2 protein-coding genes are annotated in these 841 nt (G+C 44.7%); one reads left to right on the plus strand and one right to left on the minus strand.

Annotated elements, in window-relative coordinates; translation table 11 throughout:
- Positions 1–185: hypothetical protein (locus tag A3735_RS31805; RefSeq protein ID WP_231882512.1), on the plus strand; the 185-nt coding region annotated here is incomplete at its 5' end.
- A gap of 210 nt (positions 186–395) precedes the next feature.
- Here A3735_RS31805 and A3735_RS08955 read toward each other — a convergent pair.
- Positions 396–841: GGDEF domain-containing protein (locus A3735_RS08955; RefSeq protein ID WP_197485779.1), on the minus strand; the 446-nt coding region annotated here is incomplete at its 5' end.

Raw genomic sequence — 841 nt, forward strand, 5'->3', positions numbered from 1 at the left:
GGTGGAACCTTCTGGCAGCGAAGGGCACAATCTTCGCCGGTGCGCGCGGCGCACCCTATCAAGATAGAGATTATTCAGCCAAACCTGCATGTGGTGGACTAACGAAAAGAACACAGAGTGCTACCTTTCTCGAAGCCTGCTATCTTCACCTTCCTGCCTCTGACATAAGCCCAAGTTTATACTAGCAGTCACGACATTGCGGACATGGATATGAGTGAATGTTACTCTGACCCCAATATTTATGACCCCAATATTTAGAATGATGTTTAGGCTATTTTTACCTGATTGAGCTCATCGCAAAGTAAAAGCCCAGGCACGTTTTTAGACGACATGGCGAAAGGGGCGGGTTATAGTTCCTACTCTCCTAAGTACATATCTGTAATAACTAATCTTTATTATTGCTGATGCTTCGTTTGATAGCTTTCCACACGGTTTCGGCCATTTCGTTTTGCAGAATAAAGCGCATTATCTGCATTTTCCAAGAGATGCTTAGCTGTATCTGTTTTTTCAGGTATCGTAGAATAAACACCGATACTTACGGTGACAGCTTGATCAAAACCCTCAGCTTCAATGACATGCTGATCGATACGTTTTCGAATTCGCTCAGCGACAACGATTCCTCCCTCTAGCCCCGTTTGAGGTAACACGATGCAAAACTCTTCTCCGCCATATCGAGCGGCTAGGTCGGTAGGAAAGCGCAATTGTGTTGAGAGCTCAGTAGCAACGGCCTGTATACAAATATCACCAACCAAATGGCCAAAGTTGTCGTTTACAGCTTTAAAATGATCGATATCAATGAGTAGTATTGAAACGGGGTGCTGGTATCGTCTTGCTCGGATGA

This window comes from Oleiphilus sp. HI0061, assembly GCF_001635675.1.